The organism is Sphingomonas adhaesiva (assembly GCF_036946305.1).
GTDB lineage: Bacteria > Pseudomonadota > Alphaproteobacteria > Sphingomonadales > Sphingomonadaceae > Sphingomonas > Sphingomonas adhaesiva_B.
This window is the reverse complement of the sequence record NZ_JAQIJJ010000004.1, coordinates 187,434-203,286: the sequence shown is the minus strand read 5'-3', so window position 1 is coordinate 203,286 and position 15,853 is coordinate 187,434. Positions and strand designations below refer to the sequence as shown.

The 15,853-nt window shown below is 70.0% G+C and carries 13 protein-coding genes; 4 read left to right on the top strand and 9 right to left on the bottom strand.

Annotated elements, in window-relative coordinates; translation table 11 throughout:
• Positions 1–122: 122 nt before the first annotated feature.
• Together PGN14_RS07405 and moaA are read right to left on the bottom strand one after the other, a co-directional pair.
• Positions 123–902, bottom strand: coding sequence for an NAD kinase (locus PGN14_RS07405; RefSeq protein WP_335298837.1), 780 nt, complete (start codon positions 900–902; stop codon positions 123–125).
• Positions 899–1,906 carry a GTP 3',8-cyclase MoaA gene (gene moaA, locus PGN14_RS07400; RefSeq protein WP_335298836.1) on the bottom strand — a complete coding sequence of 336 codons (1,008 nt, stop codon included), beginning with the start codon at positions 1,904–1,906 and terminating at the stop codon, positions 899–901. The genes PGN14_RS07405 and moaA overlap by 4 nt, the downstream gene beginning before the upstream one ends.
• Before the next feature lie 89 nt (positions 1,907–1,995).
• Between moaA and PGN14_RS07395 the strand changes: the two genes are divergently transcribed.
• Entirely contained in the window at positions 1,996–3,282 is a 1,287-nt protein-coding gene (locus tag PGN14_RS07395; RefSeq protein WP_335298835.1) for a GGDEF domain-containing phosphodiesterase, read from the top strand.
• Positions 3,279–3,689, top strand: a complete 411-nt coding sequence (locus PGN14_RS07390; RefSeq protein WP_335298834.1) for a YybH family protein — start codon at positions 3,279–3,281, stop codon at positions 3,687–3,689. Before PGN14_RS07395 ends, PGN14_RS07390 begins: the two co-directional genes overlap by 4 nt.
• A gap of 137 nt (positions 3,690–3,826) precedes the next feature.
• On the opposite strand, the gene mfd is transcribed toward PGN14_RS07390, so the two are convergent.
• Positions 3,827–7,288 (bottom strand): transcription-repair coupling factor, encoded by a 3,462-nt coding sequence (mfd, locus tag PGN14_RS07385; protein WP_335298833.1) that lies wholly within the window; start codon positions 7,286–7,288, stop codon positions 3,827–3,829.
• Positions 7,289–7,413: 125 nt separating this feature from the next.
• Positions 7,414–7,689 carry a succinate dehydrogenase assembly factor 2 gene (locus PGN14_RS07380; protein WP_335298831.1) on the bottom strand — a complete coding sequence of 92 codons (276 nt, stop codon included), beginning with the start codon at positions 7,687–7,689 and terminating at the stop codon, positions 7,414–7,416.
• Between the two features lie 123 nt (positions 7,690–7,812).
• Here PGN14_RS07380 and recG point away from each other — a divergent pair, with 123 nt between their 5' ends.
• Positions 7,813–9,867, top strand: coding sequence for an ATP-dependent DNA helicase RecG (gene recG, locus PGN14_RS07375; protein ID WP_335298830.1), 2,055 nt, complete (start codon positions 7,813–7,815; stop codon positions 9,865–9,867).
• A 116-nt stretch (positions 9,868–9,983) separates the two neighbouring features.
• On the opposite strand, the gene PGN14_RS07370 is transcribed toward recG, so the two are convergent.
• The 4 genes from PGN14_RS07370 to serS form a co-directional block, all read right to left on the bottom strand.
• Positions 9,984–10,289, bottom strand: a complete 306-nt coding sequence (locus tag PGN14_RS07370) for a PilZ domain-containing protein (protein ID WP_335298828.1) — start codon at positions 10,287–10,289, stop codon at positions 9,984–9,986.
• A gap of 84 nt (positions 10,290–10,373) precedes the next feature.
• The gene (tyrS, locus tag PGN14_RS07365; RefSeq protein ID WP_335298826.1) at positions 10,374–11,603 is read right to left on the bottom strand and encodes a tyrosine--tRNA ligase; all 1,230 of its coding nucleotides are present in this window, start codon (positions 11,601–11,603) and stop codon (positions 10,374–10,376) included.
• 24 nt (positions 11,604–11,627) lie between these two features.
• Positions 11,628–12,644: a peptidoglycan DD-metalloendopeptidase family protein gene (locus PGN14_RS07360; RefSeq protein ID WP_443019490.1), complete on the bottom strand. Its 1,017-nt coding sequence runs from the start codon at positions 12,642–12,644 to the stop codon at positions 11,628–11,630.
• A gap of 155 nt (positions 12,645–12,799) precedes the next feature.
• On the bottom strand, positions 12,800–14,080 hold the full coding sequence (serS, locus tag PGN14_RS07355) for a serine--tRNA ligase (RefSeq protein WP_335298825.1): 1,281 nt from the start codon (positions 14,078–14,080) through the stop codon (positions 12,800–12,802).
• A gap of 110 nt (positions 14,081–14,190) precedes the next feature.
• Here serS and PGN14_RS07350 point away from each other — a divergent pair, with 110 nt between their 5' ends.
• Complete coding sequence (locus PGN14_RS07350) at positions 14,191–14,622, top strand: host attachment family protein (RefSeq protein WP_335298824.1); 432 nt, start codon at positions 14,191–14,193, stop codon at positions 14,620–14,622.
• Between the two features lie 192 nt (positions 14,623–14,814).
• Here PGN14_RS07350 and PGN14_RS07345 read toward each other — a convergent pair whose 3' ends face one another.
• Entirely contained in the window at positions 14,815–15,768 is a 954-nt protein-coding gene (locus tag PGN14_RS07345; protein WP_335299188.1) for a hypothetical protein, read from the bottom strand.
• Positions 15,769–15,853: the final 85 nt, after the last annotated feature.

Below are 15,853 nucleotides of genomic sequence, written 5' to 3'. Positions count from 1 at the left end.
CACTTCTTTCGTGAGTCCGGGGGATCCATACGCGCAGGTCTTCGAAGGAATCGATACGGCAGCGTTTATGGATCCCCGCCTTCGCGGGAATGACGGATGAGATGATGGTGGCGCGACATCGATCACGCGACGAACTGCTCCATCGTGATCCGGTCGTCCAGCGCATGCTCCGGATCGAACAGCAATGTCAGCTCGCGCGCGCGGTCCATCGCGATGTCGACCTGCGCCACGTCGCGGATCTCGCGCTGGTCCGCCACCGCCGACACCGGGCGCTTGCCCGCATCCAGCACGCGCAGCGACACGCGCGCCTTGTCGGGCAGGATTGCGCCGCGCCAGCGCCGCGGGCGGAACGCACTGATCGCGGTCAGCGCCAGCATCTGCGATCCCAGCGGCAGGATCGGGCCGTGCGCGGACAGATTGTACGCGGTCGACCCCGCCGGCGTCGCCACCAGGATGCCGTCGCACGACAGCTCGTCCAGCACGATGCGGTCGTTGACCTTCACCTCGATCTTCGCGGTCTGGCGCGTCTCGCGCAGCAGCGACACCTCGTTGATCGCGGGCAGCGTGTGGATGCGCCCGTCGACCCCGGTCGCGGTCGCGAGCAGCGGCGTCACCTGAAACGCCTTGGCGCGCTCCAGCCGCCCGTCCAGGTCGTGGCGGCGCCATTCGTTCATCATGAAGCCGACCGTGCCCAGGTTCATCCCGAACACCGGGACGGGCGCCTTGCGCCGCTCCAGCAGCGTGTGCAGCGTCTGGAGCATGAAGCCGTCGCCGCCCAGCGCGATCACCAGATCGGCCTCGTCCAGCGTGCACCAGTCCCACGCATCCGCCAGCTCGGCGCGCGCCGCCTGCGCGGGCGGGGTGGGCGAGGCGACCAGCGCCCGCCGCGGATATCTGCTCATCCGCCCGTAACGCTCATATGCCGGGCGACCGCGGGCGCCGCGTCACGCTCGATACGGAAATCGTGGCGGCGCGGCTTGGTCAGCAGCGCATCCTCGATCGCCGCGTCCAGCGCCTCGACCCCGCCATCGCGCAACGCCTGGCGCAGATCGCGCTGATCGTCATGCCCCAGGCACGTGTACAGCCGCCCCTCGGTGGTCAGCCGCACGCGGTTGCACCCGTCGCAGAAATTGGCGGTCAGCGGCGAGATGAGGCCGAGCCGCGTGGCGCTGCCGTTCACCCGCCAGTAGCGCGCCGGCCCGCCGGTGCCGTTGGCATCGCGCTCCAGCACGAAGCGCCCCTCCAGCATCTCCTTGACCGGGGTCAGCGGCAGGAAGCGATCGGTGCGATCCTCGTCGATCGCGCCCAGCGGCATCGTCTCGATCAGCGTCAGGTCGTGACCCTCGGCCACGCACCAGTCGAGCATCGCCGCGATCTCGTCGTCGTTGATGCCCTTCAGCGCGACCATGTTGATCTTGACCGCCAGCCCGGCCTCGCGCGCCGCGGCGATGCCGTCCAGTACCTGCGCGACGTCGCCGTGCCGCGTCACGAAGCGGAACCGCTCCGCGTCGCGCGTGTCCAGACTGACGTTCAGTCGCCGGATGCCCGCCGCCGCCAGCTCGGGCGCGTACTGGCGCAGCCGCGTGCCGTTGGTGGTCATCGTCAGCTCGTCGAGCGCGGTGCCGACATGCCGCCCGATCCGCTCCGCCAGCATCATCACGTCGCGCCGCACCAGCGGCTCGCCGCCCGACAGCCGCACCTTGCGCACCCCGCGCGCGATGAACCGCTCGGTGATGACCGCCAGTTCCTCCAGCGTCGCGATCTTCTCGCGCGGCAGGAAGGTCATGTGCTCGGCCATGCAATAGCGGCAGCGCAGGTCGCACCGGTCGGTCACCGATACGCGCAGGTAGCGGATGGTGCGGCCGAAGCCGTCGATCAACGGGCGAACCGTCCTGTTTTCGGTCATCCCCTGCACAACGCAGGAGCTAGGCGCTCGTTCATCGACCCGCAAGAGCCGATTGCCCGCGCCCTTCGCCCCGCCTACCAGCGGGCGCGATGAAGCGTCAGGGCACCACCGGCGATCGCGCCGGAAACCGCGAGGGCCGTCGCCGTTCCGAACAGGGGGCGGCGGACGATCAGATACGCTTCATCCATGCCCATGCCGCGGACGGCGTGACCGCGATCGTCGCCGCGCCGACCAGTTTCGAGATCGTCAATGCCGCTTATGGCCGCGCCGCGGGCAGCCGGCTGATCCAGGCGATCGCCGATCGCATCGGGCAGGCGCTGTCGCCGTTCCGGGTGTCGATCGCGCACGACGGCGCGACCTTCTCGCTGGCGGTGGTCGGCACCGGCGCGCGCGGCGATGCGGCGGTCGCGGCGGTGGAGCGCGCGCTGGCGGAGCCCTTTCCGATCGGCGCAGCGACGATCCATGTCGGCGCGCGGATCGGCGTGGCGCGGATGGCGCCGGACGAACCCGGCGATCACCTGCTGCGCCGCGCCGCCGATGCGCTGGCGCGCGCGCGCGCCAGCGACGGCGCCACCACGCGCGTCGCCGGCGTGGGGGAGGGGGTGCCGCTGGCGGCGCTGGCGGCGGACCTCCACCGCGCGATCGGGCGCGGTGAGATCGACGTGCTGTTCCAGCCGCAGGTGGCATTGCGCGACGGTGCGATTACCGGGGTGGAGGCGCTGGCGCGCTGGCGCCACCCGAAGCTGGGCGGGCTGGGCGCGGCGACGCTGCTCGCCGCGGCGGAGCGCGCTGATCTGGGCGTGGCGCTGTCGGATCATGTCCAGGCGCTGGCGCTGGCGCGCGCCGCCGTCTGGCCGGCGCCGCTGGCGGCCTTGCGCGTCGCGGTCAACGTGACCGCCGCCGATATCGCGCGCGAGGACTTCGTGCCGCGCTTCCTGGCGCGCATCGCCGCCTCCGGGCTGGCGCCCGATCGCGTCACCGCGGAGGTGACCGAGAGCGGGGTGATCCACGATCTGGACGCCGCCGCTGCCACGCTGGCGGCGCTGCGCACGGCGGGGTGCCGCGTCGCACTGGACGATTTCGGCACCGGCTATTCCAACCTCGCCTATCTGACGCGGCTGCCGCTCGACTATCTCAAGATCGACCGCAGCCTGACGCAGGCGATCACCGGCGACACGCGTGAGCGCGTGGTGGTGGAAGGCGTGCTGTCGATCGCCGCGGGCCTGTCGCTGGAGACGATCGTCGAGGGCGTGGAGACGATCTCCCAGCGTGAGCTGCTGGCGGCGCGCGGCGCGACCTATTATCAGGGATTCCTGTGCGCCGGCCCGCTCGACGATGCCGGGCTGATCGCGCTGATCGAGGAGGGACGAGCATGATCCACCTGCTGGCCGCCGCGGCGGTCGTGGCGCCCGCCCCGTCGCCCACCGCCGCGATCGAGGCGGCGATGAAGGACAGTGCGGCGGGCTGGGACACGGGCGACCTGCAACGCTTCGTCGCGGTCTATGCCCCCGACGCGATCTTCGTCGGCCGCGACGGCGTGGTGCGCGGCAAGGACGCGATCGCCGCCCGCTTCGCCAGGAGCTTCACGCCCGGCGCCAACAGTCGCGGCAAGCTGACCTTCGAATCGGTTGCCTGGCGCACGCTGAGCGCGGTCCACATCCTCTATGTCGCGCGCTGGACGCTGACGCCGGCGGACGGCAAGCCCGCGCAATCGGGCATGACCTCGCTCTTGTTCGAACGCCGCAAGGAAGGATGGCGGATCATTTCCGACCATAGCAGCTGAACGCGACGCCCGTCACCCCGGCCTTGAGCCGGGGTCCCGCTGTCTCGCCAACGCCGCAGAAGAAGCGGGACCCCGGATCAAGTCCGGGGTGACGGGTTCCCCCAACCGTTCGCTTCGAACGGAGGTGGTCGACCACCTCACCCCGCCGCCTTCGCCAGCCCCTTCGACAGCTGCAACGCCCCGTGCAGCCGCGCCTTGGGGTCGCCCCATGCGCGCGTCAGCGCCAGCTTCGAATCCGGGCGCAGCTTCGCGATTCCGCCCAGCTTGTCGACCCAGGCGAGCAGCCCCGCGACGTTCGGCGGCGTATCGTCGTGGAACGTCACCAGCGCGCCCTTCGGCCCGACGTCCAGCTTCGCGACGCACGCCTTGCGCGCGTTCAGCTTGATTTCCATCACCTTGACCAGATTGTCGGTCGCCTCGGGCAGCGCGCCGAAGCGGTCGATCATCTCCGCGGCGAATTCGTCCAGCCCGCGCACCTCGTCCACCTCGTTCAACCGGCGATACAGGCCCATGCGCAGGTCGAGGTCGGGGACATAGTCCTCCGGGATCAGGATCGGCGCATCGACGCTGATCTGCGGCGAGAAGTCGCGCTGGCGCTCGCGGATGCCGCCGGCCTTCGCCTCCATGATCGCCTCTTCCAGCATCGACTGGTAGAGTTCGTAGCCGACCTCCTTGATATGCCCCGACTGTTCGTCGCCCAGCAGATTGCCCGCGCCGCGAATGTCGAGATCGTGGCTGGCAAGCTGGAACCCGGCGCCGAGCGAATCGAGGTCGGACAGCACCTTCAGCCGCTTCTCCGCCGCCTCGGTCATCTGCCGCTCGGGCGGCGACACCATATAGGCATAAGCGCGCGTCTTCGACCGCCCGACCCGCCCGCGCAGCTGATAGAGCTGCGCCAGTCCGAAGCGATCGGCGCGGTTGACGATCATCGTATTGGCGGACGGGATGTCGATCCCGCTCTCGATGATCGTGGTCGACACCAGCACCTCGAACTTGCGGTCGTAGAAGGCGCTCATCCGCTCCTCGACCTCGGTCGGCGCCATCTGGCCGTGCGCGACGACATAGCGGATCTCGGGCACCTCGCGGCGCAGATACTCCTCGATATCGGGCAGGTCGGCGATCCGCGGCGTCACCAGGAACGACTGCCCGCCGCGATAATGTTCGCGCAGCAGCGCCTCGCGCAGCACCACCGGATCCCACGGCATCACATAGGTGCGCACCGCCAGCCGATCGACCGGCGGCGTCTGGATCACCGACAGTTCGCGCAAGCCACTCATCGCCATCTGCAACGTCCGCGGGATCGGCGTCGCGGTCAGCGTCAGCATATGGACGTCGGCGCGCAGCGTCTTCAGCCGCTCCTTGTGCGTCACCCCGAAGCGCTGCTCCTCGTCGACGATGACCAGCCCCAGCCGCTTGAAATCGACCGTCTTCGCCAGCAGCGCATGGGTGCCGATGACGATGTCGATCGACCCGTCGGCGAGGCCATCCTTGACCCGCTTCGCCTCCGCCGCGGGCACCAGCCGCGACAGCCGCCCGATGTTGATCGGGAAGCCCTCGAACCGGCCGGTGAAGTTCATATGGTGCTGCCGCGCCAGCAGCGTGGTGGGGCACACCACCGCCACCTGCATCCCCGCCATCGCCGCGACGAAGGCGGCGCGCAGCGCGACCTCGGTCTTGCCGAAGCCGACGTCGCCGACGATCAGCCGGTCCATCGGCTTGCCCGCCGACAGGTCCGCCAGCACGTCGCCGATCGCGCGGTCCTGGTCGTCGGTCTCCTCATAGGGGAAGCGGTCGACGAAGGCGGGATAGCCCGCGCTGTCCGGTTCCGCGATCTCGCCCGGGCGCAGCGCGCGTTCGGCGGCGACCGCGATCAGCTCACCCGCGATCTCGCGGATGCGCTCCTTCATCCGGCTCTTGCGCCGCTGCCACGCCTCGCCGCCCAGCCGGTCGAGCGCCGCGCCCTCCTCCGACGAGCCGTAGCGCGACAGCACTTCGAGGTTCTCGACCGGAATGTAGAGCTTGTCGCCCCCGGCATATTCCAGCGCGACGCAATCGTGCGGCGCCTTCGCCACCGGCACCTGCGTCAGCCCGACATAGCGCCCGATGCCATGGTCGGAATGCACCACCAGATCGCCCGGCGACAGCGTCGCCAGCTCGGCGAGGAACGCATCCGCCGACTTGCGCCGCTTGGCGCGCCGGATCAGCCGGTCACCCAGCATGTCCTGCTCGGTCAGCACCGCGACATCCGGCGCGGTGAAGCCATGGTCGAGCGGCAGGACGATCAGCGAAACACCCGCGGCGCCCCCCGCGACCCCCAACGCCTCCTGCCACGTCTCCACCAGCCGCGCACCGGCCAGCCCGTGATCCTCCAGCAACGTCTTCAACCGCTCGCGCGCGCCGGTGGAATAGCTCGCCAGCACCGGCTTGCGGCGCTCGCGCTGCAACCGCGCGACATGCGCCACCACCGCCTCGTACACATTCGCCTGGTTCGCCCGCTCCGGCGCGAAATCGCGCGGCCCGTCGACCGCGAAGTCCAGCACCGTCGCCGATTCCGGCTCGTGGAACGGCGTCACCAGATGCGCGGGAAACTCCGCCACCTGTTGCGCCCACTCATCCGCGTCGAGGTACAGCGTCTTCGCCGGCAACGCGCGATAGCTGCCCGGCTCCGCCGCCTCGGCGCGCTTGCGGTTCTCGTAATAATCGGCGACCGCCTCCATCCGCGCCTCGGCCGCCGCGGGCGAGCCGCTGTCGCGCACGATGACCCCATCGTCGCCCAGATGGTCCCACAACGTCGCCAGCCGCTCCTCGAACAGCGGCAGCCAATGCTCCATCCCGGCCAGCCGCCGTCCGTCGCTGACCGCCTGGTACAGCGGATCGCCGGTCGCGGTCGCGCCGAACGTCTCGCGATAGCGCGTGCGGAAGCGCTTGACGCTGTCCTCGTCGAGCAGCGCCTCCGACGCCGGCAGCAGCACGAACCGCTCGACCCGCCCGGTGGTGCGCTGGTCGGCGGGATCGAACGTCCGCACGCTCTCGATCTCGTCGCCGAAGAAGTCGAGCCGCAGCGCCTGTTCCTCGCCGCTGGGGAACAGGTCGACCAGCCCGCCGCGCACCGCGTATTCGCCCTGGTCGTGGACGGTGTCGGTGCGGACATAGCCGTTCGCCTGGAGCAATGCGGCGAGCTTCTCGATCCCCAGCCGCGCGCCGGGCTTCAGCTCCGCGACCAGCTGACGGATGCGGAACGGCGTCAGCGTGCGCTGCGTCAGCGCGTTGACGGTGGTCACCACCAGCTGCGCCGCGCGTGGCGCCTGCTGGAGCCGGTGGAGCGCCCCGATCCGCTCCGCCATCACCCGCAACGTCGGCGAAGCGCGGTCATAGGGCAGGCAGTCCCACGCCGGCAGCTGCACCACCTCCAGCTCCGGCGCGAAGAACGGCGCGGTGGCGGCGATGCTGCGCATCTGCGCCTCGTCCGACGCGACGAACACCGCGCGGGTGGGCGCCGCGCGCGCAAGGTCGGCGAGCAGCGACGGCAGGAACCCCGCCGGCACGCCGGAAAGGGTGAGGGGGCGGGTGGCCTTCAGGATCGAGGAAAGGTCGGGCATCATTTCTCTTTTAGCCCTCTCCCCTGCGGGGAGAGGGTTGGGTGAGGGGCGGCCACAAACGCTATTGCCCGGGGTGGCCCCTCACCCCGGCCCTCTCCCCGCGGGGGAGAGGGAGCCATTGCATCTCACATGCCCGTATCGAGCACCGTCACGAAATCCACCCGCCGCATCGTCTGCATCATCTCGCCCTCCCATTCCGGCGGGCACGGGATCGAGCCGATCGCCCAGCCCATGATATCGACGTCCTGCTCCTCCAGCAGCGCCTCGAACCAGTCGAGCTGCGCCGCGTTCCATGTGTGCCCATGCGTGTCGAAGAAGCCGCCGATCATCAGGTCGGCCTCGCGCGTGCCGCGGTGCCAGCTGCGGAAGCGCAGGCGTTTCAGGCTGATGTCGTGGTCCATCACATTCCTTCGTCATGCCGGCGCGGGCTGGCATCTCGGGGTTAGGTCGCACCCGATCCACCGGAAGATGCCAGCTTTCGCTGGCATGACGGAGGGTAGCGGAATAATCGCGACCACATAGTCATGCGACCCGATATCCTCAATCCGCTGTTCGCCGAGGTGGAGGCGCTCAAAGGCGTCGGTCCGGCACTGAAGAAGCCGCTCGACCGGCTGGGAATCGCGCGCGCGCTCGATCTGCTGTTCCATCTGCCGTCGGGCTGGATCGACCGCCTCGCACGCGACGAGCTGATGCAGGGCGACGTCGGCCGCACCATCGCGATCACGCTGACGATCCGCGATCATCGCACCTCCTCCTCGCCGCGCGCGCCGACGCGGGTGCAGGCGGAGGACCAGTTCGGCAACCATGTCAGCCTCGTCTATTTCGGCGGCTCGTCGGGCTGGGTGAAGAAGCTGCTGCCGCTCGGCGAGACGAAGCGCATCTCGGGCAAGCTGGAGCAATATGGCCAGGACCTCCAGATCATCCATCCGGAGATCGTCGCCGACGACGACAGTTTCCGCGCGCGCGAGGCGATCTATCCGCTGACCGAGGGGATGACCTCGCGCCGCCTCGCCGCGCTGGTCGAACAGGCGCTGGCACGCGCGCCCGACCTCGCCGAATGGATCGAACCGTCGTTGAAGGCGCAACGCGACTGGCCATCGTGGCGCGAGGCGATGGCGCGGATCCACGCCGACCCCGCCGATGCCGTCGCCCGTGCGCGGCTCGCCTATGACGAAGTCTTCGCAAACCAGCTCGCGCTCGCGCTGGTCCGCGCCGACACCCGCCGCCGTCGCGGTCGCGCGTTGCAGGGCGACGGCCGCCTGCGCGACCTGCTGCGGCTGCCCTACCGGATGACCGGCGCACAGGCGCGCACCGTCCGCGAACTCGAAGGCGACATGGCACAGAGCGCGCCGATGCTCCGCCTGCTGCAAGGCGACGTCGGCTCGGGCAAGACCTTGGTCGCCGCGATGGCGCTGTTGATCGCGGTCGAGGCAGGTGCGCAGGGCGCGATGCTCGCCCCCACCGAGATCCTCGCGCGCCAGCATTACGAAACGCTGCGCCGCCTGCTCGCCGGGCTGCCGGTCGAGATCGCGGTGCTGACCGGGCGCGACAAGGGCCGCGCGCGCGAGGCGACGCTGATGGGGCTGGCGGACGGCTCGATCCACATCCTGGTCGGCACCCACGCCATCTTCCAGCAGGCGGTCGCCTATCGTGATCTCGGGCTGGTGGTGGTCGACGAGCAGCATCGCTTCGGGGTCGCCGAACGCCTGCTGTTGCAGGACAAGGGGAAGACGCCGCCGCACGTGCTGGCGATGACCGCCACCCCCATCCCGCGCACGCTGACGCTCGCGCTCCACGGCGAAATGGACCAGAGCCGGCTCGACGAAATGCCCCCGGGCCGCGAGCCGATCGAGACGCGCGTCGTCTCCGAGGAGCGCGTCGACGAGGTCGTCAACGCGCTCGGCCGCCATCTGTCGGAGGGGAAACAGGCCTATTGGGTCTGCCCGCTGGTGGAGGAAAGCGAGACCAGCGATCTTCAGGCGGCGGAGGCCCGCGCCGCCTCGCTCGCCGCGCGCTTCGGCGACCGGGTGGGGCTGGTCCACGGTCGCATGAAGCCGGCCGAGAAGGACGCGGTGATGGCGCGCTTCTCCGCCGGCGACCTCGGCGTGCTGGTGGCGACGACGGTGATCGAGGTCGGGGTCGATGTCCCCAATGCCACGCTGATCGTGATCGAACATGCCGACCGCTTCGGGCTGGCGCAGCTCCACCAGCTGCGCGGGCGCGTAGGGCGCGGGGGAGGGCGCTCGGTCTGCCTGCTGCTGCGTGGTCCGTCGCTCAGCGAAACGGCGCGCGCCCGGCTGGCGCTGATGCGCGAAACCAACGACGGCTTCCGCCTCGCGGAGGAAGACTTGCGCCTGCGCGGCGCCGGCGAACTGCTCGGCACCCGCCAGTCGGGCGAGGCGATGTTCCGCCTCGCGACGCCGGACCTGCTGGCCGAACTGCTGCCCGCGGCGACCGACGACGCGCGGCTGCTGATCGACCGCGACGGAGGCCTGAGCGGAGAGCGCGGGCAGGCCGCGCGGACCGCGCTCTACCTGTTCGAACGCGACGCCGGCGTGGCGCGGTTACGGTCGGGGTGATAAAGTCTCTCCCCTTCAGGGGAGGGGGTGGGGGTGGGGTGAGCCTCGCAGAGACCAGCGCTTTTGGCTCCTGACGGCCCCACCCCAACCCCTCCCCTGAAGGGGAGGGGCTTAATTCACCGCATCGCCGCGAGCGCAAACTGGTACAAGGCCGGCGGCACCTCGCGCGTCAAGCGGCACCCGATGCGCCCGCCCAATGTCCAGCGCACCTCGCCGGAGAAATCGCCCACCACCGGCAGCGTCACCGCCACCCGGTCGCCGATCGCCACCACCGCGTCGCACCGCGCCATGAACCCGTTGGGCGACACGTTGACGATCGTCGCGGCATGCGCCGATCCGTCCTCCAGCCGCAACCGGGTGCGGAACAGGGTTTCGTCGCGAGGTTCGACTCGCTCCTCGAACACGGCGATCGCGGGACGCATACGCACTTCCTTCAACAAAGCGGTCCGCCTTGTCGCAGGATCGGCTTTAACCCATGATGAATCGTTACGGCACCGGCGCGTTAACTACGCCGGCACGACGATCCCGTGATGCTTCTTGCCCGCGGAGATACGCACCGGCTGGCCCGCGATCGTCACCGTCGCGGCTTCGTCCGCCACCTTCTCGCCGTCGATGCGCGCGCCGCCGCCCTTGATCAGCCGCCGTGCCTCGCCCTTCGACGCCGCAAAGCCCAGCCCGACCAGCGCATCGACCAGCGCGATCGCGCCCGATGCCGCGATCGTCGGCAGCGTGTCGCCCGCCGCACCTTCCTCGAACGTGCGCCGCGCCGTCTCCGCCGCCTCGCGCGCCGCGTCCTCGCCGCGGCACATCGCGGTCGCCGCGTTGGCCAGCACCTTCTTCGCCTCGTTGATCTCCGCGCCGCCCAGTGACTCCAGCCGCGCGATCTCGTCCAGCGGCAGGTCGGTAAACAGCCGCAGGAACCGCCCCACGTCGCGATCGTCGGTGTTGCGCCAGAACTGCCAGTAATCGAAATGCGGCAGCTGGTCCTCGTGCAGCCACACCGCGCCCGCGACCGTCTTGCCCATCTTCTCGCCCGACGCGGTGGTCAGCAGCGGCGTGGTGACGCCGAACACCTCGGCCCCGTCCATCCGCCGCGCCAGCTCGACGCCGTTGACGATATTCCCCCATTGGTCGCTGCCGCCCATCTGCAACCGCACGCCGCTGCGCCGCGCCAGCTCGCGGAAATCGTAGCCCTGGAGGATCATGTAATTGAATTCCAGGAAGCTCAGCGACTGTTCGCGATCCAGCCGCAGCTTCACCGAATCGAACGACAGCATCCGGTTGACGCTGAAATGCTGCCCCACCTCGCGCAGGAAGGGGATGTACTCCAGCTTGTCGAGCCAGTCGGCGTTGTTGACCATCACCGCATCGGAGGCCCCGTCCCCGAACGTCAGGAAGCGTTCGAAGATGCGCTGGATGCCCGCGATATTGGCCGCGATCGTCTCCTCCGACGACAGTTTGCGCGCCTCGTCCTTGAAGCTGGGATCGCCGATCTTGCCGGTGCCGCCGCCCATCAGCACGACCGGCTTGTGCCCCGCCTGTTGCAGCCGACGCAGCATCATCACCTGCACCAGATTGCCGACATGAAGTGAAGCCGCGGTCGGATCGAACCCGATATAGCCCGGCACCACCTGCTTCGCGGCCAGCGCGTCCAGCGCGGCGGCGTCGGTCATCTGATGGATGTAGCCACGCTCGGACAGCAGGCGCAGCAGGTCGGACTGATAAGTGGTCGTCATGATGAGACCGCGGTTACACACGCGTCAGCGTCGCGGCAATTGCGTCGTGGGGTCCACCGGCGTCCGCCCCCGGCGCAGCTCGAAATGCAGTTCGGGACGATCGGCATAGCCGGTTTCTCCCGATAGCGCGATCGTCTGGCCCTTCGTGACCGCCTGCCCGCGCTGCACCGACAGCTTGGCGGCATGGCCATAGACCGAGGTCCAGCCGCCACCGTGCTTCACGATCACCAGCCCGCCCAGCGCCGCGATCCCGTCGCCGACATAGGCCACCGTGCCGTCCGCCACCGCCCTGATCGGCGTATCGAGCGGCACCGCGATCTTGATCCCGTCGTTGCGCTCGCCGCTGGCGCCCGGGCCGAAGCGGCGGATGACGCGCCCGTCGACCGGCCAGATGAACCGTCCCGGCAGCGCCGCGGGCGCCACCACCGCCGCGGTCGCGGGCAGCACGCGGCGCGGGGAGGCGACCGGGCGGGCAGGGGGCTGGTTCGCCGCCACCGCCGGCTCGCCCCCGGTCAGGATCGAATCGACGTCCAGCGTGAAGGCCGCGGCACGCTCCGCCGCGCTCACGGGCTGCGCGGTATCGACCGGGATCAGGATGCGCTGGCCCGCGCGCAGGATATAGGGCTCGACCAGCGCATTGGCGGCGACGATCCGCGTCCACGGCAGCGCATAGGCGCGCGCGATCGCGATGCCGGTCTGGCCGGGCCGCACCAGATGGTAGCGCCCGCCCGGGATCGACAGCGTCTGCCCGCTGCGCACCACGAACGGCGCCGACAGCCCGTTGGCACGCGCGATCGCCTCTGACGCGGAACCGGTGCGGTCGGCGATCCCGCGCAGCGTATCGCCCTTGCGCACGACATAGCGCTGCGCCGCGATCGTCTTCGCATCGGCGTCGACCGGCCGCGTCTCCCACGCCGGCGCGGGGGCAGGCAGCTGCGCCACCTCGTCGGGGGTCGGCGCAGGCTTCGGTGCCGGCGCGGCGGCGGGCGGCGGCACGGGGGCGGAACGCCGCCCCGCGGGAACGCACCCCGCCAGCACGATCGATCCCGCCAGCGCCGCGGACAATATCCTCCCCGGCACGGGGAGGGGGACCAGCCGCAGGCTGGTGGAGGGGGGCTTCCGCACATGCATCGCTCGTGGCGATCCCCCTCCACCACTCGCTGCGCGAGCGGTCCCCCTCTCCGTACCGGGGAGGATCACGCTCGCGGCTCCAGCCGGTTCAGCCCGCCCAGATACGGCTGCAGCACGTCGGGCACCGCGACCGACCCGTCCGCCTGCTGGTAATTCTCCAGCACCGCCACCAGCGTCCGCCCGACCGCCAGCCCCGACCCGTTGAGCGTATGGACGAACCGCGTCGCCTTCTCGCCCTCCGGCCGGTAGCGCGCATTCATCCGGCGCGCCTGAAAGTCGGTGCAGGTCGAGCAGCTCGAAATCTCGCGATACCGCGCCTGCCCCGGCAGCCACACCTCCAGATCATAGGTCCGCGCCGCGGTGAACCCCATGTCGCCGGTGCACAGCTTCATCCGCCGATAGGCCAGCCCCAAAGCGTCGAGCACGCCCTCGGCGCACGCGGTCATCCGCTCATGCTCGTCCTCGCTCGCCTCGGGCGCGACGATCGACACCATCTCGACCTTCTCGAACTGGTGCTGGCGGATATAGCCGCGCGTATCGCGCCCTGCCGCCCCCGCTTCCGACCGGAAGCACGGCGTCAGTGCCGCGAACCGCAGCGGCAGCACGTCGTGGCCCAGGATCTTCTCGCGCACGATATTGGTCAGCGACACTTCCGCGGTCGGGATCAGCCAGCGCCCGTCGGTGGTGCGGAACAGGTCGTCGGCGAACTTCGGCAGCTGTCCGGTCCCGAACACCGCCTCGTCGCGCACCATCAGCGGCGGGGCGACCTCCTCATAACCATGGTCGCGCGTCAGCCGGTCGAGCATGAACTGCCCCAGCGCGCGTTGCAGCCGCGCCGCGTGCCCGCGCACCAGCGTGAACCGCGCCCCCGCGATCGCCACGCCCGTCTCGAAATCCAGCCCCAGCGCCGGCCCGATCGCATCATGCTCGCGGGCGGCGAAATCGAACGCCGGCCGGCGCCCGCGTTCGTGCACCAGCGCATTGTCGTCCTCGTCCGCGCCCTGCGGCACGTCGGCGGCGGGGATGTTGGGCAGCGCCGCCAGCGCCGCGTCCAGCGCCGCGCCCAGCCGCGCTTCCTCCGCCTCCAGCTCGGGCAGCCGCTGCTTCAGCGCGGCGACCTCCGCCATCAGCGCGGCGGCGGTCGCCTCGTCCTTCTGCGCCTTGGCCGCGCCGATCGCCTTCGACGCCTCGTTGCGGCGCGCCTGCGCTCCCTGCGCCTCGGTCGTCACCTCGCGGCGGCGGCGGTCGAGGTCGACCAGCGCCTCGGCGGAGGCAGGGGCACCGCGCAACGCCATCGCGGCGTCGAAGGCGGCGGGATCGTCACGGATCAGGCGGATGTCGTGCATGGCGCCGCGCTATGACGGGCGGGCAGGGCGTGCGCAACCCGCGCCCCGCAACCCACGCCGCCGCCGCGGGTTCTCCTTCCCGAACGCCAACGAGAAAAGGAGAACGAGCCATGCAGGTCCCGCATCAATCCGTGGTGCTGGTGGTCGACGGGCGCAAGCTGCTGTTCCTGCGCAACGAAGGCGACGCGGACTATCCCAACCTCCAGGTCGAACATGCCGAGGAGCGCGAGAACCCGGCCGATCGCGACCAGAAGACCGACGCCGCGGGCAGCGCGTCGTCGACCCGGTCGGGCAATATGGAGGAGGTGGATTTCCATCAGCAGGAGGAAGACCGCTTCGCCGCCGACGCGGCCGACCTGCTCAAGCGCCGCGCACTGGCCAACGAGTTCGAGTCGCTCATCATCGTCGCCGCGCCGAAGACGCTCGGCGAGCTGCGCAAACACTATCACAAGGAGGTGACGCAGCGGCTGACCGGCGAGGTCAGCAAGGACCTGACCGGCCATCCGATCCCGGATATCGAACAGGCGCTGCTCAACGCCTAGGGGAGGGGGCGGCTACCTTGATTCTGTCGTCACCCCGGACGTGTTTTAAAACCTCTGCGGACCCCTCACTTGTTCCCCGGCGAAGGCCGGGGGCCAGTAACGGCCGGCTTGTAAGATACTAAAACCGATCGCAACTGGACCCCGGCCTTCGCCGGGGAACGGAAGGGGTTGGGACGTCCGCCGGGGTCCCGCCTACGCCGCCGCCTTCCGCGCGAACCGGCGCCGCGCCACCAGCCCCGCGGCGGCGGCGCCGAACAGCAGGATCATCGGCGGGGCCGGCACCGGCGCGGGGGAGCCGCTGCTCGACCCGCTGCTCGACGGCGGCTTGCCCCCGCTGCTGCCGTGCCAGCCGCCGTTCGACGACCAGCCGTGGTTCGATCCCCACCCCTTGGAGCTGGAGCCGTAGGACGAGGAGGAGGTGCTGGACGTGCTGCTCTGACCCTGACCCTGACCCTGACCTTGCCCCTGTTGCTGGCCTTGCTGCTGGCCCTGGTTCTGGCTCTGCTCGTTGTTGTTCTTGTTCGAATTGTTGTTCGTGTTGGTGTTGTTGCTGCTGCTATTGTTGTTGTTCGTATTGTTGCTGCTGTTGTTACTCGAATTGTTATTGTTGCTGGTGTTGGAATTTGAATTGTCGATGTCCACCGTGGCCCCGCCCGTGGAGCTGCTGGTGGAACTGGACACGTTCCCCGACGACGAGGTGGAGCTGGATCCGCTGGTGCTAGAGCTGGAGGTGGACGAGATCACGATCCCCCCGCTGCTGCCGCTGCTCCCGCCCGATCCGCCGAAGAAGCCGCCCGCGAAGAACCCGCCGCCGCCGAAGCCACCACCGCCGAAGCCGCCACCCGTCCCGCCGACGAAGCCCGGGCCGCTGTCGGCCGCGGCATAGACGGGGGCGGGGGCCAGCGGGATCGGCACCGGCGCGCCCTGGCTGGCGATCGTCACCGTCGTCGCGGCGCAGGCGCCCGCGCCGCGCGCCTTCACCACCCGGCGCACCTTGCTGTTGCTCGCCACCGAACGGCGCACGACGCGCGCGGTCGCCTTCTTCGCATAGACGGTGCGCGTGTGGTTGCGCTCCGCCACATGCACCGCGCCGCCGCCGATCAGGGCGCCGCCGCAGGTGCAGGCACAAAGTTTCGCAAGAGCCATGCGCACGGACATAACGTCGTTCTTTCGTTGACGACGCGGAACTTGCGCCGTGGAATCAAAGACGAATGATGGTCGTCCTCATCCG